20 protein-coding genes and 2 pseudogenes are annotated in these 24,914 nt (G+C 73.0%); 15 read left to right on the forward strand and 7 right to left on the reverse strand.

Annotation, left to right across the window (positions count from 1 at the left end; translation table 11 throughout):
• Positions 1-91 precede the first annotated feature (91 nt).
• Positions 92-1,069, reverse strand: a complete 978-nt coding sequence (locus ABZ478_RS32995) for an ATP-dependent DNA ligase (protein WP_359555409.1) — start codon at positions 1,067-1,069, stop codon at positions 92-94.
• 97 nt (positions 1,070-1,166) lie between these two features.
• A pseudogene (locus tag ABZ478_RS33000) lies at positions 1,167-2,153 on the reverse strand (MFS transporter); the annotation flags it as partial.
• A 3-nt stretch (positions 2,154-2,156) separates the two neighbouring features.
• Here ABZ478_RS33000 and ABZ478_RS33005 point away from each other — a divergent pair.
• The 10 genes and pseudogenes from ABZ478_RS33005 to ABZ478_RS33050 all read left to right on the forward strand — a co-directional run.
• Positions 2,157-2,300: pseudogene (locus ABZ478_RS33005) on the forward strand (TetR/AcrR family transcriptional regulator); the annotation flags it as partial.
• Between the two features lie 115 nt (positions 2,301-2,415).
• Positions 2,416-3,066 carry a GntR family transcriptional regulator gene (locus tag ABZ478_RS33010; protein WP_358932845.1) on the forward strand — a complete coding sequence of 217 codons (651 nt, stop codon included), beginning with the start codon at positions 2,416-2,418 and terminating at the stop codon, positions 3,064-3,066.
• 106 nt (positions 3,067-3,172) lie between these two features.
• A complete protein-coding gene (locus ABZ478_RS33015; protein ID WP_359555273.1) occupies positions 3,173-3,925 on the forward strand; it encodes a PIG-L deacetylase family protein in 753 nt (250 codons plus the stop codon).
• On the forward strand, positions 3,922-4,632 hold the full coding sequence (locus tag ABZ478_RS33020; protein ID WP_359555276.1) for a 4-carboxy-4-hydroxy-2-oxoadipate aldolase/oxaloacetate decarboxylase: 711 nt from the start codon (positions 3,922-3,924) through the stop codon (positions 4,630-4,632). Before ABZ478_RS33015 ends, ABZ478_RS33020 begins: the two co-directional genes overlap by 4 nt.
• Positions 4,629-5,744: a 4-oxalomesaconate tautomerase gene (locus ABZ478_RS33025; protein ID WP_359555279.1), complete on the forward strand. Its 1,116-nt coding sequence runs from the start codon at positions 4,629-4,631 to the stop codon at positions 5,742-5,744. Before ABZ478_RS33020 ends, ABZ478_RS33025 begins: the two co-directional genes overlap by 4 nt.
• Complete coding sequence (locus ABZ478_RS33030; protein WP_359555281.1) at positions 5,725-6,675, forward strand: VOC family protein; 951 nt, start codon at positions 5,725-5,727, stop codon at positions 6,673-6,675. Before ABZ478_RS33025 ends, ABZ478_RS33030 begins: the two co-directional genes overlap by 20 nt.
• Positions 6,676-6,962: 287 nt before the next feature.
• Entirely contained in the window at positions 6,963-8,291 is a 1,329-nt protein-coding gene (locus tag ABZ478_RS33035) for an aromatic acid/H+ symport family MFS transporter (protein WP_359555283.1), read from the forward strand.
• Positions 8,292-8,436: 145 nt separating this feature from the next.
• Positions 8,437-8,817 carry a hypothetical protein gene (locus ABZ478_RS33040; RefSeq protein ID WP_359555285.1) on the forward strand — a complete coding sequence of 127 codons (381 nt, stop codon included), beginning with the start codon at positions 8,437-8,439 and terminating at the stop codon, positions 8,815-8,817.
• A complete protein-coding gene (locus tag ABZ478_RS33045; RefSeq protein WP_359555287.1) occupies positions 8,814-9,281 on the forward strand; it encodes a peroxiredoxin in 468 nt (155 codons plus the stop codon). Before ABZ478_RS33040 ends, ABZ478_RS33045 begins: the two co-directional genes overlap by 4 nt.
• A 54-nt stretch (positions 9,282-9,335) precedes the next feature.
• Positions 9,336-11,666: a SpoIIE family protein phosphatase gene (locus ABZ478_RS33050; protein ID WP_359555289.1), complete on the forward strand. Its 2,331-nt coding sequence runs from the start codon at positions 9,336-9,338 to the stop codon at positions 11,664-11,666.
• On the opposite strand, the gene ABZ478_RS33055 is transcribed toward ABZ478_RS33050, so the two are convergent.
• Positions 11,667-12,101, reverse strand: a complete 435-nt coding sequence (locus ABZ478_RS33055) for a cupin domain-containing protein (RefSeq protein ID WP_359555291.1) — start codon at positions 12,099-12,101, stop codon at positions 11,667-11,669.
• Positions 12,102-12,452: 351 nt separating this feature from the next.
• Between ABZ478_RS33055 and ABZ478_RS33060 the strand changes: the two genes are divergently transcribed.
• Entirely contained in the window at positions 12,453-13,436 is a 984-nt protein-coding gene (locus ABZ478_RS33060) for a TauD/TfdA family dioxygenase (RefSeq protein WP_359555294.1), read from the forward strand.
• A gap of 42 nt (positions 13,437-13,478) precedes the next feature.
• Here ABZ478_RS33060 and ABZ478_RS33065 read toward each other — a convergent pair whose 3' ends face one another.
• Complete coding sequence (locus ABZ478_RS33065; protein ID WP_359555296.1) at positions 13,479-14,981, reverse strand: metallophosphoesterase; 1,503 nt, start codon at positions 14,979-14,981, stop codon at positions 13,479-13,481.
• A 408-nt stretch (positions 14,982-15,389) separates the two neighbouring features.
• Between ABZ478_RS33065 and ABZ478_RS33070 the strand changes: the two genes are divergently transcribed.
• Positions 15,390-17,753, forward strand: a complete 2,364-nt coding sequence (locus tag ABZ478_RS33070; RefSeq protein ID WP_359555298.1) for a M4 family metallopeptidase — start codon at positions 15,390-15,392, stop codon at positions 17,751-17,753.
• A gap of 61 nt (positions 17,754-17,814) precedes the next feature.
• On the opposite strand, the gene ABZ478_RS33075 is transcribed toward ABZ478_RS33070, so the two are convergent.
• The 3 genes from ABZ478_RS33075 to ABZ478_RS33085 form a co-directional block, all read right to left on the reverse strand.
• Positions 17,815-19,014: a glycoside hydrolase family 64 protein gene (locus tag ABZ478_RS33075; protein WP_359555300.1), complete on the reverse strand. Its 1,200-nt coding sequence runs from the start codon at positions 19,012-19,014 to the stop codon at positions 17,815-17,817.
• A 150-nt stretch (positions 19,015-19,164) separates the two neighbouring features.
• A complete protein-coding gene (locus ABZ478_RS33080; RefSeq protein ID WP_359555302.1) occupies positions 19,165-19,920 on the reverse strand; it encodes a dienelactone hydrolase family protein in 756 nt (251 codons plus the stop codon).
• A gap of 112 nt (positions 19,921-20,032) precedes the next feature.
• Positions 20,033-20,653, reverse strand: coding sequence for an L-threonylcarbamoyladenylate synthase (locus ABZ478_RS33085; protein WP_359555305.1), 621 nt, complete (start codon positions 20,651-20,653; stop codon positions 20,033-20,035).
• Positions 20,654-20,773: 120 nt separating this feature from the next.
• Here ABZ478_RS33085 and ABZ478_RS33090 point away from each other — a divergent pair, with 120 nt between their 5' ends.
• The 3 genes from ABZ478_RS33090 to ABZ478_RS33100 all read left to right on the forward strand — a co-directional run bounded on the left by ABZ478_RS33090 (position 20,774) and on the right by ABZ478_RS33100 (position 24,809).
• The gene (locus tag ABZ478_RS33090) at positions 20,774-21,247 is read left to right on the forward strand and encodes a MarR family winged helix-turn-helix transcriptional regulator (protein WP_359555308.1); all 474 of its coding nucleotides are present in this window, start codon (positions 20,774-20,776) and stop codon (positions 21,245-21,247) included.
• 173 nt (positions 21,248-21,420) lie between these two features.
• Positions 21,421-23,031 (forward strand): MFS transporter, encoded by a 1,611-nt coding sequence (locus ABZ478_RS33095; protein ID WP_359555311.1) that lies wholly within the window; start codon positions 21,421-21,423, stop codon positions 23,029-23,031.
• 248 nt (positions 23,032-23,279) lie between these two features.
• Positions 23,280-24,809: a helix-turn-helix domain-containing protein gene (locus ABZ478_RS33100; RefSeq protein WP_359555313.1), complete on the forward strand. Its 1,530-nt coding sequence runs from the start codon at positions 23,280-23,282 to the stop codon at positions 24,807-24,809.
• The last annotated feature ends 105 nt before the right edge of the window (positions 24,810-24,914 follow it).

A 24,914-nucleotide genomic window follows, 5' to 3' on the forward strand; every position in this document is an offset into this window, starting at 1 on the left:
AGAACCGACCAACCTCCGACGACTTCACCTGACCCGGCCTTGGCACAACCCATCCAACGACCAGGCCCCAACAAAGTCACCGGTATTGGGCCTAGCCGAGGTCCTCCGGCAGGTCCGCCGACGACTCCTCGGCGGCCAGGTCGGGGCGCAGTCGCTGCCACGAGGGCTGGCGCAGCATCCCGGCCCGGGTGCGGGTGCTGTAGCTGACCTCGCCGACCAGCCGGGGCAGCACCCACTGGGCGCCCGCGACGCGTGGCACCGGGTCGAAGGGGCACCGGCTGCTGGCCGCGGCCCGCAGCAGCCGGGCCAGTTCCGTCCGTTCCGCCTCGCTCCAGCCGGTGCCCACCCCGCCGACGTAGCGCAGCCGGCCACCGGCGCGCTGGCCGACCAGAACGGCGCCGGGCAGTCCGGTCAGCCGCCCCTTGCCGGGCAGCCAGCCGCCGATGATCACGTCCTCGCTGCGCATGTTCCGGATCTTGATCCAGGAGCGGGAGCGCACTCCCGGCTCGTACACCGAGTCCAGCCGCTTGCACACCAGGCCCTCGAGGCCGTGTTCCCTGGTCGCCCGGAGGGCCTGGGCGCCGTGACCGGTCACCGCGGCCGGCGTCGACCAGTGCGGTCCGGTCAGGCCCAGCTCCGTCAGCCGCGCCCGCCGCCGCGTGTAGGGGAGCCGGAGCAGGGGGCGTTCCAGGTGCGGGACGTCGAACAGCACCAGGTGGACCGGCACCTGGGCGGCGCGGCGTGCCGCCCTGGCGGGGGAGTGGGCGAGCCCCATCCGGCTCTGCAGCAACTGGAAGTCGGAGCGCCCCAGTTCGTCCAGGGCCAGTACCTCGCCGTCCAGGACGGCGGGCGTGGCGCCGAGGGCGGTGCCGAGCGGCCGGAGTTCGGGGTAGGCGCCGGTGATGTCCTCGCCGGAGCGGGCGCGCAGCAGGACGCTGCCGTCGCCGGGCAGATAGACCATCACCCGCTGGCCGTCCTGCTTGGTCTCGTACGCCCACCGCTCGTCCTGGGCGGCGGGCGGCAGCGGGCCGGGGGTGGCGAGCATGGGCGCGACGAGCGGCAGGGTCAGGGCGTTCACGGCTGAAGGTGTCGACCGCTCCCGCCGCCCTCACGCGCCTTTCGGCCCCGGTTCCCCTGAACGGGCCCCGGGGCCGGTCCGGCCGTCCTCAGCCCACCGGCTCGGCCGACGGCGCGCCGGCGGCCGACGGTGCCGCGACCGGGTCGGCCGGGCGGTGGCGGGGCAGGAAGGAGGCGAGCAGGAAGGCCAGGACGGCGGAGCCCGCGCCGAGCGCCAGGACGACCTTGAAGCCGTTCTCGGACGGCAGGGCGTGGCCGCCGAGGCTGGTCGTCATCTGGGCGAGGACCACGCCCGCGACCGCGCCGGCCACCGAGGTGCCGATGGACCGCATCAGGGTGTTGAGGCTGTTGGCGGCGGCCGTCTCGGACGCCGGCACGGCGCCCATGATCAGCGCGGGCATGGCGCCGTAGGCGAAGCCGACGCCGGCGCCGATGACGCAGGACACCAGGACCAGGTGCCAGACCTCGCTCATCAGCACGATGTCGAGGCCGTAGCCGGCGGCCACGACGACCGCGCCGGTCATCAGCGTGATCTTCGGGCCGCGGGACCGGGTGATCAGGGCGGAGACGGGGGCCGTCGCCATCATCACCAGACCCTGCGGGGCCATCACGAGCCCCGCGGTCATCATGGACTTGCCCAGGCCGTAGCCGGTCTGCGCGGGCAGCTGCAGAAGCTGCGGCAGGACCAGCGCCATCGCGAACATCGAGAAGCCGAACGCGATGGACGCGAGGTTGGTGAACAGCACCTGGCGGCGGGCGGTGGTGCGCAGGTCGACCAGCGGCTCGGCGGTGCGCAGCTCGAAGAAGCCCCAGGCGGCGAGCACGACGACCGAGAGCGCGAACAGGCCCAGCGTGGTCCCGCTGCCCCAGCCCCAGTCGGCGCCCTTGGAGACCGCGAGCAGCAGCGAGACGAGGCCGACCGCCATGCCGAGGGAGCCGGGCAGGTCGAAGCGGCCGCCGCCGCGCACCCGCGACTCGGGCACCAGGGCCACCACCAGCGCGAGGGCGAGGACACCGAGGGTGGCCGAGGTCCAGAACAGCACGTGCCAGTCGAAGTGGTCCGCGATGAAGGCGGCGTCCTGCTCCTGCACACCTGTGCCGAACAGGAGCGCGCCGTCGCCGAGGGCGCCCCGACGCCCCGCGCCACCTGGAGCGACGTCGCCACCGGCCTTGCCGACGCCATCGTCGGCCTCTGGCTCGCCCCGGTCACCCGGGTCCGCTGAACCCCCGTGGAGACGCACCGGGGGAGTGGTGCGACCCGGAGACGCGAACAAAATTGTTGACAATCTTGTTGGGCTAGTTTTAGGTTCGACAGGCACTCACTCAGGGAGGGCAACGATGCCGAAGGAAGCCCGTCCGACCACCGGGGAGCAGGCCAAACAGCATGCGCTCGCGCAGCTGCGGCAGGCGATCCTGCACGGCGAGATGGCACCGGCCCAGCGGCTGGTGGAGAACGAACTCGCCGAGCAGTTCGGTGTGACGCGGGCCAGCATCCGGGCGGCGCTGATCGATCTGGAGGCCCAGGGACTGGTCGAGCGGATCCGCAACCGCGGATCACGGGTGCGGGTGGTGACCGTGGAGGAAGCGGTCGCGATCACGGAGTGCCGCATGGTCCTGGAAGGACTGTGCGCGGCCAAGGCCGCCGTCGCCGCCAGTGACGGGCAGCTCACCGAACTGGCCGACCTCGGCGCGGCGATGGAGAAGGCCGTCGCCGACGGGGAGCCGGTGACGTACTCCGATCTCAACCACCGGCTCCACGACCGGATCCGGGAGATCTCCGGGCAGCAGACCGCCGTCGAGCTGCTGGAGCGGCTGAACGCCCAACTGGTCCGACACCGCTTCCAGTTGGCGCTCCGACCGGGGCGTCCGCAGCAATCCCTGAACGAGCACCTGGCGATGATCGAGGCGATCAGGGCCAGGGACCCGCAGGCGGCCGAAGCGGCCGTCCGCGCCCACCTCGCCAGTGTGATCGGCGCGCTCACCGACTGACGCGCCGCGCGCGGGACACGGGGGCGGGCGCGCACCTGTCCACGAGGCGAGGGCACCGCAGGGCAAGCCCTGCGGTGCCCGGCCCCGAAGAGGAAGACGTTCCGCAATGACGCACTCCAACGCGCCCACACCGTCACCACGTTCGACACTCGTCGTCACCGCGCACGCCGGGGACTTCGTGTGGCGTGCGGGCGGCGCCATCGCCCTCGCCGCCTCCCGCGGCGAGAAGGTCACCATCGCCTGTCTGACCTTCGGCGAACGCGGCGAGTCCGCCAAGGCGTGGCGCGAGGGGAAGACCCTCGAGGAGATCAAGGCGATACGCCGGGAGGAGGCGGAGCGGGCCGCCGCCGCCCTCGGCGCCGAGGTCCGCTTCTTCGACGCGGGCGACTATCCCCTCGTCGCCGGCGCCGAGCTGACCGACCGGCTCGTCGCCGTCTACCGGGAGACCCAGCCCGACGTCGTCCTCACCCACCCGGTCGAGGATCCGTACAACGGCGACCACCCGGCCGCCAACCGCATGGCGCTCGAGGCCAGGGTCCTCGCCCAGGCCATCGGCTACCCCGGCCCCGGCGAGATCATCGGCGCCCCGCCCGTCTTCTACTTCGAGCCCCACCAGCCCGAGATGAGCGGCTTCCGGCCCGAAGTGCTGCTCGACATCACCGAGGTGTGGGAGACCAAGCGCAAGGCGATGGAATGCCTCGGCGCCCAGCGGCACCTGTGGGACTACTACACCGACCTCGCCGTGCGCCGCGGCGTCCAGCTCAAGCGCAACGCCGGACCCAACCTGGGCCTGCCGCACAAGACCCTGGCCGAGGCCTTCATGCGCCCCTACCCGCAGATCGCGAAGGAGCTGGCATGAGCGGCGTGATCGTGACCGGCCCGCCGAAGGCGGACGCCGAGGACGTGGCTGCGCTGGCCGGCCACGGCGTGGCCACCGTGCACGAGGCCATGGGCCGCACCGGGCTGCTCCCCGCGCACCTGCGCCCGATCCAGCAGGGCGCCCGTGTCGCGGGCACGGCGGTCACCGTGCTGTCGTGGCCCGGCGACAACCTCATGATCCACGCGGCCGTGGAGCAGTGCGGCGAGGGCGACATCCTCGTCGTCACCACCACCTCGCCCTCCACCGACGGCATGTTCGGGGAACTGTTCGCCACCGCGCTGAAGCGGCGCGGCGTGCGCGGCCTGGTCATCGACGCCGGTATCCGCGACACCCAGGAACTGCGCGAACTCGGCTTCCCCGCCTGGTCGGCGGCCGTGTCCGCGCAGGGCACCGTGAAGGCGACCGGCGGCTCGGTCAACGTCCCCGTGGCCATCGGCGGCCAGGTGATCCGCGCGGGCGACGTGATCCTCGCCGACGACGACGGCGTGGTCGTCGTCCCGCGCGAGAGGGCCCGCGAGGCCGCCGAGGCGTCCGAGGCCCGCGAGGCCAAGGAGGCCGCCTCCCGCGCCGCCTTCGTCGAGGGCCAACTGGGCCTGGACCGCTACGGGCTCCGGGAGGAACTGGCGCGCCTCGGCGTGACCTGGACGCCGTACGAGGACCACGCGCGCGAAGGGACCGGCGCGTGACCGGGCCCGCGGAGGTGCGCTGCACGCTGATGCGCGGCGGCACCTCCAAGGGCGCCTGCTTCCTGGCCGAGGACCTGCCCGCAGACCCCGCCGCACGCGACGACCTGCTGCTGCGGGTGATGGGCAGCCCGGACCCGCGCCAGATCGACGGGCTCGGCGGCGCGCACCCGCTGACCAGCAAGGTGGCCGTGGTCTCGCCCTCCGAGGACCCGGACGCGGACGTCGACTACCTGTTCCTCCAGGTCGCCGTCGACCGGACCGAGGTGAGCGACCGTCAGAACTGCGGCAACATCCTCGCCGCCGTGGGCCCGTTCGCCGTCGAGCGGGGGCTCGTGGCCCCCGGCGACGGCGAGACCTCCGTACGCGTCCGCATGCTCAACACGGGGGAGCGGGCCGTCGCCACCTTCCCCACCCCGGGCGGCCGCGTCGACTACACCGGTACCGCCGAGATCTCCGGCGTGCCCGGCGGCGCCGCGCCCGTGGTGATCGAGTTCCCGGCCGCCGGCCGCCCGCTGCTGCCCACCGGACGGGTCCGCGACACCGTCGCCGGTGTCGAAGTGACCTGCGTGGACAACGGGATGCCGGCCGTGCTCGTCCCGGCGGCCGCGCTGAAGGTCACCGGGTACGAACAGCCCAAGGACCTGGAGGAGGACCTGGCGCTCGCCGACCGCCTGAGGGAGATCCGGCTGGCGGCAGGGCGGCTCATGGGGCTCGGCGACGTCGAGAACGCCACCGTTCCCAAGCTCACCCTGCTGGCCCCGCCGCGCACCGGCGGCGCGGTCACCACCCGCACCTTCATCCCCGTCCGCTGCCACACCTCCATCGGCGTCCTCGGCGCCGCGAGCGTGGCCGCCGGGCTCCGGCTGCCCGGCGGGGTGGGGGAGGGGATCGCCCGGCCGCCCGCGTCCGGTGAGCGGCTCCGCATCGAACACCCCACGGGCTTCCTGGACATCGACACGGACGTCGACACCGGCGCCCGGCCGCCGGCGGTGCGCCGCACCGCCGTCGTCCGCACCGCCCGCAAGATCTTCGACGGCACGGTCTTCCCCCGGCCGTCCGGCACCGTCCCCGCACAACCTCAAGGAGGCAACGATGGCTCCGCCCCTCGGTGACATCGCCCATATCGGCCACGCCCAGCTCTTCACCCCGGACCTGGACGCCAGTGTCGCCTTCTTCACCGACTACCTCGGACTCACCGTCAACGGCCGGCAGGGCGACACCGTCTACCTGCGCACCTTCGACGACTACGAGCACCACAGCCTGGTCCTCACCGCCCGCGAGCAGCCCGGCCTCGGCCGGCTCGCGCTGCGCACCTCCAGCGAGGAGGCCCTGCGGCGCCGGGTCGCGGCCGTCGAGGCGGCGGGCGGCACCGGCCACTGGACGGAGGACGAACCCGGCCTCGGCAAGCTGTACGTCACCACCGACCCGGACGGCCACGAGCACGCCCTGTACTGGGAGAGCGAGCACTACCGGGCCCCCGACGAGCTGAGGCCGGCGCTGAAGAACCAGCCGCAGGCCAAACCCAACCGGGGTGTGGGCGTGCGCCGCCTGGACCACGTCAACTTCCTCGCCGCCGACGTGCGGGCAAGCGCGGAGTTCCAGGAACATGTGCTCGGCGCCCGGCCGACCGAGCAGATCCGGCTGGACACCGGCCGGATCGCGGCCCGCTGGCTCACCTTCACGAACAAGTCGTACGACGTCGTCTACACGGAGGACTGGACGGGGTCGAGCGGCCGGCTGCACCACATCGCCTTCGCCACCGACACTCGCGAGGACATCCTGCGCGCCGCCGACCTCGCCATCGACACCGGCGTGTTCATCGAGACCGGCCCGCACAAGCACGCCATCCAGCAGACGTTCTTCCTGTACGTCTACGAGCCGGGCGGCAACCGCGTCGAACTGTGCAACCCGCTGACCCGTCTGGTCCTGGCGCCGGACTGGCCGCTCGTCACCTGGACCGAGGCCGAGCGGGCCAAGGGGCAGGCGTGGGGGCTCAGGACCATCGCGTCCTTCCACACCCACGGCACGCCGCCGGTCGCCTAGCCAGGGCCGCGCCACAGGGGGGTGAGTCGCGCACGACACCGTGCGCGACTCACCCCTGCGCTTATAACCGCTGGTCAGATGCCGAATACCCGGCCGTCCAAGGAGATTGTTGACAAAAGCGTTGACACTCTTGGGGCGGGTCCCTACCGTCTAGCGCATCACGGGTCGGCCGCGACGAGCCGCGTCGGCCCTCCCCGCGTCTCCGGCGAGTCCCCCGCTCCGCCCGGACAGGGGCCCCATCACTGATCCCCTCCAGGGAACGCCTCCTGGACGAGAGGAAAACAACGATGTCCTCCTCCCTCGCCCCGTCCGCTCGCGGCGGCAGACTGGCCCTGCTGGTCGTCGGTCTGTGCTGGCTCGCCGTGCTCTTCGACGGCCTCGACATGTTCATCTACGGCTCGGTGCTGCCGCACATGCTGGAGAGCGGGGCGCTCGGGATCACCCCGGGCCAGGCCGGCGACCTCGGCAGCTACGCCACCTTCGGCATGCTGATCGGAGCCCTGACGGCGGGCACGGTCGCGGACCGGGTCGGCCGCAAGAAGCTCATGGTCGCCTGCGTCGCGCTCTTCTCGCTGGCCTCCGGGATATGCGCGCTCTCCGGCTCCGTCGCCGTCTTCGGCCTCGGCCGCACCCTGGCCGGCGTCGGTCTCGGCGGCCTGCTGCCCACCGCGATCTCCCTGGTCTCCGACTACGCCCGCGGCGGCCGCGGTGCCCTGACCATCGGCGTGCTGATGACCGCCCACCACGCCGGCGGCATCCTCTCCGCCTACGTCGCCAAGTGGCTCGTCGAGCCCGCCGGCTGGCGCGCGGCGTTCTGGGTCTGCGTCGTGCCGCTGCTGTACGTCCCGGTGCTGATCAAGGTCATGCCCGAGTCGCTGAGCTTCCTGGTCGCCAAGGGCCGCGACAAGGAGGCCCGCGACCTGGCCACCCGCTACGAGGTCGAACTCCCCGCCGCGAAGGCCCGCAGGGCGGCCCCCGCCGACCGCTTCGGCGCCCTGCTCGACCTGTTCCGCGGCGGCGAGTGGATCCAGACCCTGCTGTACTGGACGGCCTCCTTCGGCGGACTCCTCCTCGTCTACGGCGTCGCCACCTGGCTGCCCACCCTGATGCGCGGCGAGGGCTACAACCTTGGCTCCGCCCTGACCTTCGTGGTCCTGTTCAACCTCGGCGGCATCGTCGGCATGCTGATCGCGGGCCGCGCCTCCGACCGGTTCGGCGCCCCGCGTGTCTCCGCGATCTGGTTCGCGCTCACCGCGGCCGGCGTCTTCCTGCTCAGCGTCCGCATGCCGCTGGGCGTGACCTTCCTGGTCGTCTTCCTCACCGGTGTCTTCCTCAACAGCGCCCAGACCATGATCTACGCGACCGTCTCCATTCGCTCCACCCCGGACAGCCGCGCCACCGCCGTCGGCTGGACCTCCGGCATGGGCCGCTTCGGCGCCGTCTTCGGGCCCTGGCTCGGCGGCCAGCTGCTGGCCGCGGGCAACGGCGACCGGGGCTTCACCGCCTTCGCCCTGGCCGGTGTCTCCTCGACGGTGTTCATCGGCGTCGCGGCCCTGCGCTCGGCTCGGCGGCCGGAGCGCGCCGGCACCGAGCAGCGGCTGATCGCCGCGGGCTGACCCGCGCCGGGTACCGGCCGGTACGGTGCCGCACCCACGCTCCGGGTGCGGCACCGCGCGTTTTCCCGCCCCCGCCCGCCCGAAGCGGCCCTGGCCGCGACTACTGTCGAGTAATATCCGGCGGCAGGTCACCAGAGGAGGAACCGTGCCCCGGTCCGAACGCTCACCCCTGCTGCTCGCCGGCCTGCTGGCCGCCGCGGGGGCCGCCCATTTCGCCGTACCCCGCCAGTTCGACCACCTCGTCCCGCGAGCGCTGCCGGGCTCGCCCCGGGCCTGGACGTACGGCAGCGGAGCCGTGGAGCTGGCCCTGGCGGCCGGTGTCGCCGCGCGCCGGACGCGCCCCCTGGCCGCCAGGGCGGCCGCCGCCTTCTTCGTCGGGGTGTTCCCCGCCAACGTGAAGATGGCCGTCGACTGGCGCCACCGGCCCGCCCCCCAGCGCAACGCCGCCCTGGCCCGGCTGCCGCTCCAGGTGCCCCTGGTGCTGTGGGCCCGCGGCGTGGCCCGCAGCGGGGAGGGACGGTCGTGACCGAACGTGCGCAAGTGGGCGCCAAGGCGGAGGACTTCGCGCTGCCGGACGAGACCGGCACGGTCCGCAGCCTCACCGGGCTGCTGGCCGACGGCCCGGTCGTGCTGTTCTTCTACCCCGCCGCCCTGACCCCCGGCTGCACCGCCGAGGCCTGCCACTTCCGGGACCTCGCCGCCGAGTTCGCGGCCGTCGGCGCCCGCCCGGTCGGGATCAGCGGCGACAGCGTCGAACGCCAGCAGGAGTTCGCCGGACGGCACACCCTCGGCATGCCGCTGCTGTCGGACGCCGACGGCGCGGTGCGTGACCGGTTCGGGGTCAGGCGGGGCTTCACCCTCGCCCCGACCAAGCGGGTCACCTTCGTCATCGGCCAGGACCGCACGATCCTGGAGGTGGTGCGCAGCGAACTGCGTATGAACACCCACGCCGACCGTGCCCTGGCCGCGCTGCGCGCCCCCCGGGACTGATGCGGTCCGCTGCCGCGGTTGATGGACCGGAGTATTCGGATCATCCTGGGGCATATGGAGCGAGCCGCGGCCGCTGTGGTCATCGACGCCCAGGGCAGGGTGACCGGGTGGAGCCAGGGCGCGCGGCTGCTCACGGGCCGCGCGGCGGACGAGGTCGTCGGCCGGCCCGCGGCCGAGCTGCTCGCCGGGGAGCCGCCCGGCGGCGTCCTGGCCGCCGGGACCGGCACCCTCACCCTGCGCCACCGCGAGGGACACCCGGTCCGGGTGGCCGTGAGCGTCTGCCCGGTGCTCGGCGCGGACGGCGCGCCGGCCGGGCACGTGATCACCGCCGACCCGACCGGCCCGGTCCTGGTCGGCGAGGCCTTCCAGCAGGCCTCCATGGCCATGTCGGTCCTCGACCTCGAACAGCGCTACCTGTACGTCAACGGCATCGCCTGCCGGCTGATGGGGATGCCCGAGGAGGCGCTGGTCGGCCGCTTCTACGCGGACACCGTGGCGGAGAGCGAGCACAGCCGGGGGTTCGTGCGCCATCTGCGCGAGGTGGCCGAGACCGGCCGGCCCGTCCGCTACGAGAGCTTCACCGGCGCCCCCGCACTGTACCGGGCGCACGCCTGGAGCATCGAGATGTGGCCCCTGTGCGACGGCTCCGGGGAGCCCACCGCGGTGGCTCTGGCCGCCTTCGACAGCAGCGAGCAGTACTGGGCCCGGCGCCGCCTCGCCCTGCTGAACGAGGCCGCCACCCGCATCGGCACCACCCTGGACGTGGTGCGCACGGCCGAGGAGCTGATCGAACTCCTCGTCCCGCAGTACGCCGACTTCGCCACCATCGACCTGCTGGACTGGGTGCTCGGCGCGCACGAGCCGCCGCAGGCCCCCGAGAGCGGCACCGAGCTGCGGCGCGTCGCCCACCGCTCCGTCGTGGCCGGCAACCGGGGCGCGGCACTGATGCCGGGGGAGTCGGAGGAGTACCGGCCGTCCACTCCGCCGGCCGTCGCCCTCCGCGAGGGCCGGGCGGTGCTGGCCCAGGCCGGTGAGCCGGCGTTCGACCGCTGGCTCGCGGACCGCAACGCGCGCTCCCCGGAGGGCCGGCCCCACCGTGAGGGCGTCCACTCGATGATCGCGGTGCCGCTGCGCGCCCGGGGCATCACCCTCGGCGCCGCGGTGTGCGTGCGCAAGTACCACTCGGACGCCTACGGCCCCGACGACGCCGTCTTCGCCGAGGAACTCGCCAGCCGCGCCGCCGTCTGCGTCGACAACGCCCGCCGCTTCGCCCGCGAGCGCGACACCGCCCACGCCCTCCAGCACAGCCTGCTGCCGAGCGGTCTGCCGGGGCAGGCCGCGGTCGAGGTGGCCCACCGGTACCTGCCGTGCGGCTCGCTGGCGGGCATCGGCGGCGACTGGTTCGACGTGATCCCGCTCTCCGGCAGCCGGGTCGGGCTGGTCGTCGGGGACGTCGTCGGCCACGGCATCCAGTCCTCGGCGACGATGGGCCGGCTGCGCACGGCGGTGCGCACCCTCGCCGACGTCGACCTGCCTCCGGACGAGCTCCTCACCCACCTGGACGACCTGGTCATCCATCTGACCTCCGGCGGGACCGGCGAGGAGGTCGCCGAACTCGGCGCCACCTGCCTCTACGCCGTCTACGACCCCGTCTCCCGCCGGCTCAGCCTGGCCGCGGCCGGCCACCCGGCCCCGGCCGTCGTGCTGCCCGGCGGCACCGCCGAGTTCGTACCCATGAGCGCCGGGCCGCCCCTCGGCGTCGGCGGCCTGCCCTTCGAGGCGACGGAACTCGAACTGCCCGCGGGCTCGGTCGTCGCCCTCTACACCGACGGCCTGGTCGAGGACCGCGACCGGGACGTCGACCGCGCCACCGAGGAACTGCGCCGAGCCATCGGCGCACCCGCGGCCTCCCTCGAAGCCCTCAGCGACGACGTCCTCAAGGCCGTCATGCCCGAGCAGCCCACCGACGACGTCGCCCTGCTCCTGGTCCGCACCCGCGCCCTGGGCGCCGACCGGGTGGCCACCTGGGACGTCCCGCCGGACCCGGCCGCTGTGGCCGCCTTCCGGCAGGCGGCCACCGAACGGCTGACCGACTGGGGCCTCGAGGAGATCGCGTTCGTCACCGAACTCGTCGTCAGCGAGCTGGTCACCAACGCCATCCGCTACGGCGAACCGCCCGTCCAGCTCCGCCTGATCCGCGACGGCGCGCTCATCTGCGAAGTCTCCGACGCCAGTTCCACCTCACCGCATCTGCGCCGGGCGCACGCCTACGACGAGGGCGGCCGCGGACTGCTGCTGGTCGCCCAGCTCACCCAGCGCTGGGGCAGCCGGCAGACGGGCAGCGGCAAGACGATCTGGGCCCAGCAGCCGCTGCCCGGTACCTGATCACTCGAAGGAGCACCCCGGGTTCGGCGCGTCCTCGGAGAACGGGGCGCCGTGCGGCAGTACGTAGAGCACCTCCAGGACGACCGGGGTGCTGCCCAGGTTGCGGCCTATGTGCACACGGTCCGGGCCGGCCGGCTCCTGGATCGTCGCGCCCGCGCGGTACACGCCGTCCGAGGCGCAGCCGGAGTCGAAGTGGCTGAGGGTGCCCTGCTTCACCACGCCGTACAGCGGACCGTCGTGGTAGTGCCAGCCGGTGCCCTGGCCGGGCGGGATGGTGATCTCGCGCAGGGTGTAGTCGGTGCCGCCCACCGTCCTCTGGACGAGGGTCCGGGCCGTCACCCCGGAGCCCGGCGGGGTGGCCCCCGCGGCGGGGCAGGCGAGGAACGCGGTGGCGGTCACCACGCCGATGAGGGCGGTGCGGAGTGCTGTGCGCATGCGGGAGCCTCCAGGGTCGCGAGCGGTTACCGCCGCGAACATAGAGGCACAAGGCGGGAGTTGGGGGCGGAACCAGGTGATCCGGTTACGGCGCCCGGCGTGCCGTTCGCGGCGCACGGTGTTCCCGACGCGGCGCCCGGTGGTCCGCGCACGGCGTCACCGGCCGGTGTCCCCGAGCCGGGTGCGGGGTCCCGCCGGTCACTCCTCGCCAAAGTCGTCGGCGGCCTGGCGGGGAGGGCCGGGCGGCCGTGCCGACGGAAGCGGGCGGCGCGGACGCGGGAAGTTCGCGCGGCACGGGCCCCGGTGTCACGATCGGTCGTGGAGCCGGTTCGGACGAGCAACGGAGCGCGCATGACGACGCACAGGGCCACGGCGGAGCACACCGGGCGGGCGGCACGGGCCGCGGGTGTCGAGGTGCGCCCGGTCGCCGGGCACATCGGCGCCGAGATCACCGGCGTCGATCTCGCCGGCCCGCTGGACGACGCGGTGGCGGCCCTGATCAGGGAGGCGGTGCTGCGCTGGAAGGTGGTGTTCTTCCGGGGGCAGGAGCTGGACCACGCCGGACACGTCGCCTTCGCCCGCCGGTTCGGCGAGCCGGTAGTCCTCGGCCGGCGGGGCGGCGCCTCGCCGGAGGACTTCCCCGAGGTGGAGACCACCGCCGACCGGCTGGAGCTGGGCGGCCGGTTCGGCATGGAGCAGGAGGAGTGGCTGCGCCGGCGCCGGCACACCCTGCTGCGCGGCTGGCACTGCGACCACGGCGCCCGCGTCGACCCGCCGGCCGCGACGGTCCTGCGCGCCGAGACCGTGCCGCCGTACGGCGGCGACACCACCTGGGCCAATCTGGCCGCCGCCTACGCCGGGCTCTCGGCGCCGGTCCGTGCCTTCGTGGACGGGCTGCGCGCCGAGCACCGGCTCGGCGTGGGCTACCAGCCGCGCCCCGGCGACGACGCCTACCTCCGCCACCTGCTGGACCATCAGGTCGCCTCGGTGCACCCCCTGGTGCGCGTGCACCCGGAGACGGGCGAGCGCGTGCTGTACGTCAACGGCTACTACCTGGAGCAGATCACCGGGGTCTCGCGCCCCGAGAGCGCGGCCCTGCTGGAGATGCTGCTCGAGCAGGCGGTGCGCCCCGAGTACACCGTCCGCTTCCGCTGGGAGCCCGGGAGCGTCGCCTTCTGGGACAACCGGGCCACCATCCACCTGGCCCCCAGCGACAACGCCCACCTGGAGTTCCCCCGGATCATGCACCGGGTGATGCTCGCGGGCGACGTCCCGGTGGGCGTGGACGGCAGGCGGTCCGAGCCGGTCACCGGCACGGAGGCGGGCCGCTGGTGAGCCGGGGGGCCGGCCGCCGGCCCGGCGCCCGCCCCCCGTGGCTCACGTCAGCGGGATCGTGACCTCGTCCTCGACCGGCGGATCCAGTTCCTGGGCGCGGTTGCCGGTCGCCGCGAAGCAGCGCAGGCGCACCGCCTCCGGGGTGACGTCCAGGCGCAGGAAGGACTTGAAGAACGGCGGACTGTACGTGACCGAACCCGGCGAGAAGAGCTGGGTGTAGAGCTTGCGGACGGGCAGCCGGAACCGCGGGGCCCGGCCGGGGCGGCGGCCCGCGCCCAGCAGGCTCGCGACCAGCCGGACCCGCCGGGTGATCCGGACCTGCGGACCGGGCGCCCGGCCGGGCTCGATTCCGAGTCGTTCGGCCACGACCGCCGTCGCCTCGTCCTCGGTGAGGGTGAAGAAGCGGCGCAGCCGCAGCCGCCGGGCGTACACCCGGCTGTAGAAGGCCAGTGAGTCGCCGCGCAGCGGGTAGCAGCGGAACTCCCGCTCCGTGACGTTCGCGACGGACACCCGGGGGATGGTGTGCGTGGCGTGCATGAACGCGCCACCGCCGCCCGAGACCACGTACTGCAGGGTGCGGCCGTCCACGTCGACCGGATAGCGCTGGTAGTTGTGGATGTCGCCGCCGATCGCGGCCACGTAGTGGTGCTCCGGGGCGCGCACGACGTCGTCGACCGTGCCGCCGCCCTCGATGGCGCACGGGTGGTGCTCGCCGTCCACGTACAGCGGTGAGCCGGTGATCAGGATCTTGGGCTTAGGACCCCGGGACACCTCCCGCAGCCACGCGCCCTGCTCGGCGTCGAGCGTGCCGAGCAGTCCGGTGTCGATGCCGACGATCCGCACCGGTCCGGCGTCGATCGCCCAGTAGGGCCCCGGCTGCACGGCCCGCTGCTCCGGCGCCGAGCGCAACTCCCGTGCCTCGGAGAGGCGTTGACCGTCCGACGGGCGTGCCCGGTGCCACAGCAGGGTGCGCCACCAGGCACGGGTGAGCGGGCGGGGCCGCGGCTCGGGGGCGGGCGGGGGAGCGTCGGCGCAGAAGACCCGCATGAACGCGCCGAGGTCCTCGTACCAGTCGTGGTTGCCCGGTACCGCGAAGACGGGGGCGGGATAGTCCTGGTACGGCCGGAAGAACTTGGTGCCGTAGTCGTCCGCGCTGCCGACGGGGTATATGACATCGCTCGCGATCACCGCGAACTCCGTGTCCCGGCCCACCTCCAGGAAACCGGGCACGGTGGCGTACTGGGAGGCGCCGCCCTCGCCGGTGTCCCCGACGACCATGAAGGAGAAGCGGTCCGGCACGTCTCGCCGCACCACCTTGTCCGCCGGCGCCCCGGCAGCCGTCTGCCCGGCCACCAGGCGGGCGCGGGTACGGCCGGTCGGGTCGCCGAACCATGACGCGAGCACCCCGTTGCGGGCGGCCCACAGGACCCTCGGATTCAGCCAGGACAGCCTTTCCACGTGAACGGGCATCAGCCGCTGGTAGAGACCGGGTTCGGAGGGGCCCCAGCCGGCGCCCCGGGCGGTATCGCGTGAGGATTCAGACACGCGAGCACGGTAACAACGGTCCTGTGAACGCCTGAAGGGTGGGACCTGGTGTCAAGTGCTGGTAAAATCAGGCTACTTCGCGGTCGGTGTCACCGATGCCGTGTTCACCGCGCCCCGCGCCGCACGATGCGCCGATCCGGCGCGGCGAGAGCGTTCGGGCCCGCCCGGCCGCCGCCGGGGCAGGGTAGGGAAAACCCTCGAATTGCCTCTGACGTTGCTGACATGCGCGAGTCAAGACTGTCATTCTCCCCCAGCACGCAGTCGGTTTCGCGTGCAAGCACCATGCTCCCCACACAGTTCAGCTCGTCCCGGACAGCACACCCGTCTGCCCGGGTCTTCACCGGCCGCTACCCGGTGGCCGCAGCAGGAGGAAATCGAGTGAGTCGTCGTCTTCCCCACAGACGGGCCATGGCCGGAGCCGCACTGGTCTCCACCGCGGCCTTCCTCGCCGTCGGTATCCAGTCGGTGCCGGCCGCCGCCAAGCCCTCCGCCCCCCACGCCGGCCACCTGCGCACCGGCGGCCTGGAGGCCAAGCTCTCTCCGGCCCAGCACGCCAAGCTGGTCAAGAGCGCCCAGCAGAAGACCGCCGCGACCGCCCGCTCCCTCGGTCTCGGCGCCAAGGAGAAGCTGGTCGTCAAGGACGTCGTCAAGGACAACGACGGTACCCTGCACACCCGTTACGAGCGCACCTACGCCGGGATCCCCGTCCTCGGCGGCGACGTCGTGGTGCACACCCCGCCGGCCTCCGTGGCCAAGGGCACGGTGAGCACGACCTTCAACAACAAGCACACCGTGAAGGTCGCCTCCACCACCGCGACCTTCACCAAGGGCGCCGCCGAGAACAAGGCCCTGAAGGCCGCGAAGGCCCTCGACGCCAAGAAGGCCACCACCGACAGCGCCCGCAAGGTGATCTGGGCCGGCGACGGAACCCCGAAGCTCGCCTGGGAGACGGTGATCGGCGGCCTCCAGGACGACGGCACGCCCAGCGCGCTGCACGTCATCACCGACGCCACCACCGGCAAGGAGCTGCACCGCTACCAGGCCATCCAGACGGGTACCGGCAACACCCAGTACAGCGGCTCGGTCAGCCTCAGCACCACGCTGTCCGGCTCGACGTACCAGCTCTACGACACCACGCGCGGCGGCCACAAGACGTACTCCCTCAACGGGAGCACCTCCGGCACCGGCTCGCTGATGACGGACTCGGACGACGTCTGGGGCACCGGGTCGGGCTCCAACACCCAGACCGCCGGCGCCGACGCCGCCTACGGCGCCCAGGAGACCTGGGACTTCTACAAGAACACCTTCGGCCGCAGCGGCATCCGCAACGACGGTGTCGCCGCGTACAGCCGGGTCCACTACAGCAGCGGCTACGTCAACGCGTTCTGGGACGACAGCTGCTTCTGCATGACCTACGGCGACGGCACGTCCAACACCCACGCGCTGACGTCGCTCGACGTGGCCGGCCACGAGATGAGCCACGGTGTCACCTCGAACACCGCGGGCCTCGACTACAGCGGTGAGTCCGGCGGTCTGAACGAGGCGACCTCCGACATCTTCGGCACGGGTGTGGAGTTCTACGCCAACAACTCCTCGGACGTCGGTGACTACCTCATCGGCGAGAAGATCAACATCAACGGCGACGGCAGCCCGCTGCGCTACATGGACAAGCCCAGCAAGGACGGCGGCTCCGCCGACAGCTGGTACTCCGGCGTCGGCAACCTGGACGTCCACTACTCCTCGGGCCCCGCGAACCACATGTTCTACCTGCTCTCCGAGGGCAGCGGCAGCAAGGTCATCAACGGGGTCACCTACAACAGCCCGACCTCGGACGGCGTCGCCGTCGCCGGCATCGGCCGCGCCAAGGCGCTGCAGATCTGGTACAAGGCGCTGACGACCTACATGACGTCGAGCACCAACTACGCCGGTGCCCGCACCGCCGCCCTGAACGCGGCCGCCTCGCTGTACGGCACCAACTCCGCCGAGTACGCCGGGGTGGGCAACGCCTTCGCCGGCATCAACGTCGGCAGCCACATCAACCCGCCGAGCAGCGGTGTGACGGTGACCAACCCGGGCAGCCAGAGCGCCACCGTCGGCACGGCGGTCAGCCTGCAGGTCCAGGCGAGCAGCACCAACAGCGGTGCCCTCACCTACAGCGCCACCGGTCTGCCGGCCGGCCTGTCGATCAACAGCTCGACCGGTCTGATCTCCGGTACGCCCACCACCGCCGGCTCCTCCAGCACCACGGTGACGGTGAAGGACTCCACCGGCGCGACCGGCACCGCGACCTTCGGCTGGACGGTCAGCACCACCGGCGGCGGCTGCTCCTCGTCCCAGCTGCTGGCCAACCCGGGCTTCGAGTCGGGCAGCACCGGCTGGACCGCGACGAGCGGCGCCATCACCACCGACACCGGTGAGGCCTCGCACAGCGGTTCCTACAAGGCCTGGCTCGACGGCTACGGCACCTCGCACACCGACACCGTGTCCCAGTCGGTGACGATCCCCGCGGGCTGCAAGGCGACCCTGACCTTCTACCTGCACATCGACACCTCGGAGAGCGGCAGCACCGCGTACGACAAGCTGACGGTGACCGCCGGTTCGAAGACCCTGGCCACCTACTCGAACGTCAACGCGGCCTCCGGCTACAGCCAGAAGTCCTTCGACCTGTCCTCGCTGGCGGGCCAGACGGTCTCGCTGAAGTTCAACGGCGTGGAGGACTCCTCCCTGCAGACCAGCTTCGTCGTGGACGACACCGCCCTGACGACCGGCTGATCAGCGCACGAAGCGGTCCCGCACCCCGGAGCTTCTCCGGGGTGCGGGACCGTCCCATGTCTCAGCTCAGCGGATCCAGCGTCAGGTACGCCTGCTGCGGGCCGCCGTCGTGCACCAGCGACTCCTGGTTGCCGACGTCGTCGAAGGCGAAGGCGTACGCCTTGCCGTCGGCCATCTGGGAGTGGACGGCACGCGCGTAGTGGTTGGTCACGCCGTCCTTGTAGAAGTTCGCCGCCGAGGTGTCGGGCTGGTTGGGGTTGCTCAGCAGCGTGGACCGGTTGAAACCGGCGCACAGCGTACGGGAGATGGGGCCGCGCACGTTGTCGTTGGGCGCGTCCAGCAGCTTGTGGCAGCCGAAGATGCTGGAGGCGTCCGGCTTCTGGAAGCTGGTGACCACCGCGCCGGAGGAGTTGGTGAAGTTCATGACGTTCCCCGACACCCGGCCGAAGTACTTGGTGTTCGGCTGGTCGGTGAACGGCGTGACGGTCAGGGTCGACGTCGAGTACTTCTGCCACACCCGGTTGACGTAGTCGTCCATGACGTTCGCCGGCAGGGCCCCGGTCTCCACCCCGTACAGCGGGGAGAGCGCGCGCAGCACGGTGCCGTCGGAACGCGTCTGGACCAGGCCGGACCAGCCGCCCGACTGACCGCGCAGGGTGTTGAACACCGCGTTGTAGCCACCGGACTTCAGGTGGCCGGTGGTGCTCACGCTGCCGTCCGAGCGCTGCACTCCGACCGCGTACGGCGCCGAGAACATGTCCACCTGGGTGCTGTTGAGCCACAGACCCGAGTCGTTCAGCGTGTACTCCGACCAGTTGAACAGGATGTTGCGGTTGGGGTCGGAGGGGTTCTGCACGGCCGGCTGCACCAGGCCGCCGGTGGTCAGCCGGAAGTCGAGCTTCTGGCCGTAGGAGAAGTAGATCCGGCCGGAGAACTTGGGTATCCGGATCGTCTTCGACTGTCCGGGGGCCGGGCCGGTGATCGCCGCGTCCGGTGCCGGGGTCGGCGGATTGCCGCCCGCGGGCCAGGCGTGGAAGGCGCCGCTCTCGTCGGCCCAGCCCTGCCGTCCCGAGGACAGCTGGGTGCCGAGGTCGTACACGTACACGGGTCCGGAACGGCCCGAGTTGTTGGTGATCTTCAGTGGGATGGTGTCCGCGACGGCGGCGCCGGCGCGGTCCGGTGTGCCGAGCGCGAGCACACCGCCCACCAGGGCCGCCGCGGCCGCCAGGGGCAGCACAGGACGCGTATGACTGGGGAGCACTCTCCACCTCCGTGTGGGGTCGGGGTGGTACGTAGCTTGGTCCGTACCTGTTCTGAGAGCGCTCTCAGCGTTACGGCCGATCACGTGCATGTCAATGATTTGGACAGGATCCGGGTGGCGTCCGCGCCGGGGCGGACGCCGCGGCGGACCTCAGAACGCGCGTTCCAGCAGGGCGAGCAGGGCGGCCCGGTGCCGCTCGTCGGCCTCCCGGTCGTAGGCGGTGGTGTCCGCCTGCGTGTACCCGTGCCCGGCCCCCGGATAGACCTCGGAGGTGTGCCGTACGCCGGCGGCGCTGAGCGCGTCCGTCAGGCGCCGGATCTGCTCCTCGGGCATGGACCGGTCCTGGTCGGCGTGGCCGAAGTACAGCTCGGCGGTGATGTCTCCGGCGCCCAGGTGGGGGCTGTCGGGGGCGTCGGTGGCGAGCCGTCCGCCGTGGAAGCCGGCCGCGGCCACGACCCGGTCCGGATGGGTAGCCGCCGTCCGCAGGACCAGCCGGGCGCCCATGCAGTAGCCCGTCAGCGCCACCGGGCCGTCGGCGACCAGGGGGCTGCCCGCCAGCCAGTCCAGGTAGGCGTCCGCGTCGCGCCGGGTCCGGTCCGGGGTGAGGGAGGCCATGACCGGGCCGATCCGCTGCCAGATGGTCGGGTCGGCCGCGGTGTCGATGAACTCCGGGACCTCCCCGATCGGGGTGCGGCCGTGCCGGTAGAAGACGTTGGGCACCAGCACCGTGTAGCCGGCGCCTGCGAGCCGGTCCGCCATCGAGCGCAGCTGCGGGCGCAGCCCGTACGCGTCCTGGTAGAAGAGGACTCCCGGCCGCGGCCGCCCGTCGGCGGGATGGGCGAGGTAGGCGTCGGCCACGCCGTCCGCGGTCGGAATGTCGACGTCGGTTCCCTGTACGCCGGTCATGATGTGGAGCCTCCCGGGGTGGATCGGCCGAGAGGGACACAGGTGCCCGTCGGCCTCGCGTGCACGCCCCATGCTGCCACGCAAGATCCACAAGGCCGGGAGGGCCGGCCCGTCACTCGAAGCGTGCCGTGTCCCCGGCGCCCCGCCGGACGATCTCGGCCTCCCCGCCGGAGAAGTCCACCACCGTGGTCGGCTCGGTGCCGCAGTCCCCGGAGTCGACCACGGCGTCCACCACGTGGTCGAGCCGGTCCTTGATCTCCCAGCCCTGGGTCATCGGCTCCGCCTCGTCCGGCAGCAGCAGCGTGCTGGACAGCAGCGGCTCGCCCAGTTCGGCCAGCAGGGTCTGGGTGACCACATGGTCGGGGATGCGCACGCCCACCGTCTTCTTCTTCGGGTGCAGCAGCTTGCGCGGCACCTCGCGGGTGGCCGGGAGGATGAAGGTGTAGCTGCCCGGGGTCGACGCCTTGACGGCCCGGAACACGTCGTTGTCGACGCGCACGAACTGGCCGAGCTGCGCGAAGTCCCGGCACATGAGCGTGAAGTGGTGCCGGTCGTCCAGGCGGCGGATCGAACGGATCCGGTCCATGCCGTCCCGGCTGCCGATCTGGCAGCCCAGCGCGTAGCAGGAGTCGGTCGGGTATGCGATGAGCGCCCCCGAACGCACCGCGTCGACGATCTGGCCGATGCTGCGCGGCTGCGGGTTCTCGGGGTGCACGTCGAAGTACTTCGCCATCCGCCGAGCTTAATGCCCTTCCCGGGGTGCCGCGGGCGCGGCCCGGCCGCGACCGCCGTGGCGGACGCACCCGCACGCGCTTTTTGACATAGGTATGAAGTCATATCTATTCTCTCCGTCATGCCCGGATCCAGCGCATCCCAGCGGGACGTCGAACGCGTCGCCTCGGCGCTCGCCGACCGCCTGCCCTCGCTGCACCGGGCACTGGACCGGCTGGTCGCCCGTGACTACGCGCACCCCAAGCCCCCCGAGGGGCAGCTCAATCTGCTGCGGTACGTCGCCGAGCACGAGGGAGCCACGGTCCGCGAGGCGGCCGGCGCCCTGCTGATGAAGCCCAACAACCTCAGTGCCCTCGTCTCCCAGCTCACCGGCCAGGGTCTGCTGGAACGCCGGCAGGACGGCGCCGACAAGCGGGTCGCCCGCCTGCACCTCAGGCCGCTCGCCCGCCGGCGGCTGGCAGAGGTGCGCGCGCTGCAGGTCTCCCATCTCACCGAGGGGCTGCTGTCGCTGACCGAGGGCGAACTGGACGCCCTCGGCTCCGCCCTGGGTTCGCTCGTCTCACTGACGCACCGGCTGCACTCCGCCGCCCACTGACCCGTACGCGTCCCGCCGGCCCCGTACGCGTCCCGTCCCCGCGTCGGGATCCCGCCGGGGCGGCCCGTACCCGCGCCGCGCTCGTGCCCGGCGCACCCGGGGCGTGCGGTCGTGGGCGCCTTCTGCGCCGCCCTTCCTCCGCTGTCCTTCCCCGTACCAGACAAGGCTTCCGCATGCCGTCCACCTCCGTGGATCACTCCGCCCTGCCCGCGTCCAGCGAGGCGCCGCCCACCGCCGCCCGGCGCCGGTCCAATCCCTGGCTCACCCTGTGCGCGGTGGCCTTCGGCCTGTTCATGGTCCAGCTCGACGGATCCGTCGTCGCCATCGCCAACCCCGAGATCGGCCGCCGGCTGCAGGCCTCCACCGCCGAGCTGCAGTGGGTGACCAACTCCTACCTGCTGGCCCTCGCCGCCACCCTCATCCTCGGCGGCAAGCTCGGCGACCGGTTCGGCCGGCGCACCTTCTACCTCGCCGGCGTCGCCGGGTTCGCCGTGGCCTCCGTCGCCATCGGCCTGTCCGGCTCCATCGCGGGCGTCGTCGCCTTCCGCGCGCTGCAGGGCGTCTTCGGCGGGCTGCTCATGCCCAACACCCTCGGACTGCTGCGCGCGGTGTTCCCGCCGCGCAGGTTCGCCATGGCGGTGGGCATCTGGGCGATGGTCTCCGCCGTCTCCACGGCGCTCGGCCCGATCGTCGGCGGACTGCTGGTGGAGCACGTGAGCTGGCAGTCCGTCTTCTGGATCAACCTGCCGATCGGCGTCCTCGCCTGCGCGTTCGGTGCGTTCGTGCTGCCCCGGTCGAAGAACCCCACCGGCCGGCACCGGTTCGACGTCACCGGGGTGATCCTGCTGGCGCTCGGCCTGATCGCCGTCGTCTTCGGCGTCGTCAAGGGCGAGACATGGGGCTGGACGTCCGCCGGCACCTGGGGAGCGGTCCTCGCCGGAGCGCTGGTGCTCGCCGTCTTCGTCCGCGTCGAGACGCGCACCGCGCATCCGCTGCTGCCCATGCGGCTGTTCCGCAGCCGTCCGCTGGCCGTCGGCACCGTCGTCACCGCCCTCAACTTCTTCGTCATGCTGGGCGGCATCTTCTTCATCATGCTGTACCTGCAGAACGTTCGGGGACTGACGCCCGTGCAGGCGGGCGTGCGCACGCTGCCGCTGAGTCTCGCCTCGCTCGTCGCCTCCCCGCTCGGAGCCGCCCTGACCCAGCGCTTCGGCGCCCGCGTGTGCATGCCGCTCGGCATGCTGCTCCAGGGCGCCGCCTGCTTCGGCATGCTCACCTGGTCCGGCGACTCCTCGTACGCCACCATGTGGCCGCCGTTCGTCGCTCTCGGCCTCGGGGTGGGCATGGTGATGTCCGCCTCCTCCGACGCCATCGTCGGCAACGCGCCCGTCAGCGACGCCGGAGTGGCCGGCGGACTCCAGGCCACCACCCTGCAGATCGGCGGCGCGCTCGGCACCTCCGTGCTGGTCTCCGTCATCAGCGCCCGGGTGGGCACCACGCTCCGTACGGAGCTGACCGGCGCGGGCGTTCCGGGAGCCCTGGCCGGGAAGCTGGCCGAGGCCAAGGACGCGGTGGCGATGGGTGTCGCCCCCGTCTCCGGCGGCATGCCGGACTCGTTGCGGGCGGCCGTGGCGGCGGGCAGCGAGCGGGCCTTCATGACCGGGCTGCACACGTCCGCCGTGGTCACCGGTGTGCTCTGCATGCTGGGCGCGCTTCTCGCGGCGGCCGGAATGCGCCCCGCGCCCGGCGCGGACACCGGCGACCGGACCTCCGCGGGCGGCTGACGGGCCCGCACCGGAAGTCCCCGGAAAAAGCCAGGTGTAGGACGGCAATCAGGGGGCATGCGAGGGAAGAGCCGCCCGGGGCCTCCCCCCGCCACCGGGCTGCGGCGCCTCCGCCGGCGGTCCACTCCCCCCCCCGGACCGCCGGCGGAGCCATGTCCACGGGCACCGCCGGCGGCGCGAAGCGGCGCATCGGGTAACGTCCACGTCCGAAACCCGAGGCAGGACGCGAGAACGAGGAGGGGCGCGACGTGGCCGGCCGAGCCGAAGAGGGCCTCCACGCCGAGGAGCCGTACGCCGCCGACTGGGCCGGGCAACTGCTCGACCATCTGCGCCCCGCGGCCCGCGACCCGCACCGGCTGGCCACCTGGCTGGGACAGACCCTGCGGGCGACCGTGTGCCTCCAGGACGCGCACGGCGGCCTCCTCGCGGGCGAGGCGGTACCGCTCGACGCCGCCGTGCTCGCCGACATGGGCGGCGGCCGGGTCTCCTCCGCCGCCCTGGACGACGGCGGGCGCCACGTCCGCATGGTCGCGGTACGCCACCGTGACCAGGGCGCGGGCGCCGTGCTGGCCGTGGTCCGCGGCGGACCCTTCGACCCGCGCGCCGCCGACCTCGTCAACCGCGCCGCCGGCGTGCTCGAACTCCTGCTGCGCCACCGGGAGCTGGCCCACGCCGGGCGCCGGCTGCGCCGGGCCACGGCCGACCTGCGGCTCGCCATCCTGCAGCTGCTGATGGTGGAGGACATCGTCTCCGCCCGCAGGGTCGCCGCGGGCCTGTGGCCGGGCCTGCTCGAAGGGGACACCGCCCGGGTGTACGTGGTCGAGAGCGCCCCGGCCGAGCGGGACGCGCTCGCCGACGCCTGTGCCGACGCCACCGACGGCCAGGCACTCGTGGTGCGCTGCCCCGCGATGGACGGCCATGTCATCGTCGTCAGCCCCGAACCCGCGGCGGGTCAGCGGCTGCGGTCCCTGATCGACGGCCGGTCCGGCATCTTCCTCGGCGGCAGCCTGCGCCAGCGCCTCGCCCGCACCGCCGGCGCCTACGGCCAGGCCGTCAGCGCCCTCGCCGTCGCCCGCTTCCGCCCGGACCGGACGGCCGTCTACGCCGAACGCACCCGCCCCGAGCGGCTCATGGACCCGGCCGGGCTGCGCGCCTGGTCCGCCGGAGTGCTGCGTCCGCTCGACACCCTGCCCCACCACACCCGCGCCGAACTCCTCGCCACCACCCGTCTCGGCCTGGACTTCACCGCCGTGAGCGCGGCGAAGGTGCTCGGCGTCAGCCGCAACACCGTCCGCGCCCGCATGGATCGCGTCGAGACGTTGATCGGCACGGACTTCGCCGGCCTCACCACCCGAGCCGTCGTCCGGCTCGCACTCAACTCCGAGGCGGCGGGCGGCGCGTACGACCCCGGCGGCACGGCATCCGGCCCGCCGGCCGGCGTCCGGCTCGGCGACCTGCTCGCCCCGCCCGCGCTGCGCGGCTGGGCCGTGGATCTCCTCGGCCGTCTGGACGCCGACGGCCGCGATCTGCGCCGCACCCTGTGCGCCTGGCTCGCCGCCGACGCCAACGCCGAACGCGCGGCACGGGAACTGCGCGTCCACGCCCAGACCGTGCGCGAGCACGTCCGGGCCGCCGAACCCGTGCTGGAACGCCAGTTGCTGGCCGGTGGGAGCGATCTGTACGAGGTCGTCCTGGCCCACCTGGCCGCCGGCGCCCTCACCGTCCCCGGCCTCGGCGGGGCGAACCGGGGCCAACCGGACTCGGCTGTGCACGAGTGAGTCCCCGGCGCCGCCGGAAGGGCACGGGCGCGGTACCCGTCGCAGCGTCCCGCGCGTAACGTCGGGGGTCCGCGGGGCACGACCGGCACGGGGGACCGGTCGGGG

The sequence above is a fragment of the Streptomyces sp. NPDC005706 genome, from assembly GCF_040631045.1.
Taxonomy (GTDB): domain Bacteria; phylum Actinomycetota; class Actinomycetes; order Streptomycetales; family Streptomycetaceae; genus Streptomyces.

Bases quoted from the DNA above. Each gene is read 5' to 3' on its own strand.
- ABZ478_RS33030 (WP_359555281.1), top strand. From the start codon at position 5,725: ATGGCTCCGCCCCTCGGTGACATCGCCCATATCGGCCACGCCCAGCTC.
- ABZ478_RS33070 (WP_359555298.1), top strand. From the start codon at position 15,390: ATGGCCGGAGCCGCACTGGTCTCCACCGCGGCCTTCCTCGCCGTCGGT.
- ABZ478_RS33090 (WP_359555308.1), top strand. From the start codon at position 20,774: ATGCCCGGATCCAGCGCATCCCAGCGGGACGTCGAACGCGTCGCCTCG.
- ABZ478_RS33015 (WP_359555273.1), top strand. From the start codon at position 3,173: ATGACGCACTCCAACGCGCCCACACCGTCACCACGTTCGACACTCGTC.
- ABZ478_RS33010 (WP_358932845.1), top strand. From the start codon at position 2,416: ATGCCGAAGGAAGCCCGTCCGACCACCGGGGAGCAGGCCAAACAGCAT.
- ABZ478_RS33035 (WP_359555283.1), top strand. From the start codon at position 6,963: ATGTCCTCCTCCCTCGCCCCGTCCGCTCGCGGCGGCAGACTGGCCCTG.
- ABZ478_RS33060 (WP_359555294.1), top strand. From the start codon at position 12,453: ATGACGACGCACAGGGCCACGGCGGAGCACACCGGGCGGGCGGCACGG.
- ABZ478_RS33085 (WP_359555305.1), bottom strand. From the start codon at position 20,653: ATGGCGAAGTACTTCGACGTGCACCCCGAGAACCCGCAGCCGCGCAGC.
- ABZ478_RS33050 (WP_359555289.1), top strand. From the start codon at position 9,336: ATGGAGCGAGCCGCGGCCGCTGTGGTCATCGACGCCCAGGGCAGGGTG.
- ABZ478_RS33020 (WP_359555276.1), top strand. From the start codon at position 3,922: ATGAGCGGCGTGATCGTGACCGGCCCGCCGAAGGCGGACGCCGAGGAC.
- ABZ478_RS33055 (WP_359555291.1), bottom strand. From the start codon at position 12,101: ATGCGCACAGCACTCCGCACCGCCCTCATCGGCGTGGTGACCGCCACC.
- ABZ478_RS33080 (WP_359555302.1), bottom strand. From the start codon at position 19,920: ATGACCGGCGTACAGGGAACCGACGTCGACATTCCGACCGCGGACGGC.
- ABZ478_RS33095 (WP_359555311.1), top strand. From the start codon at position 21,421: ATGCCGTCCACCTCCGTGGATCACTCCGCCCTGCCCGCGTCCAGCGAG.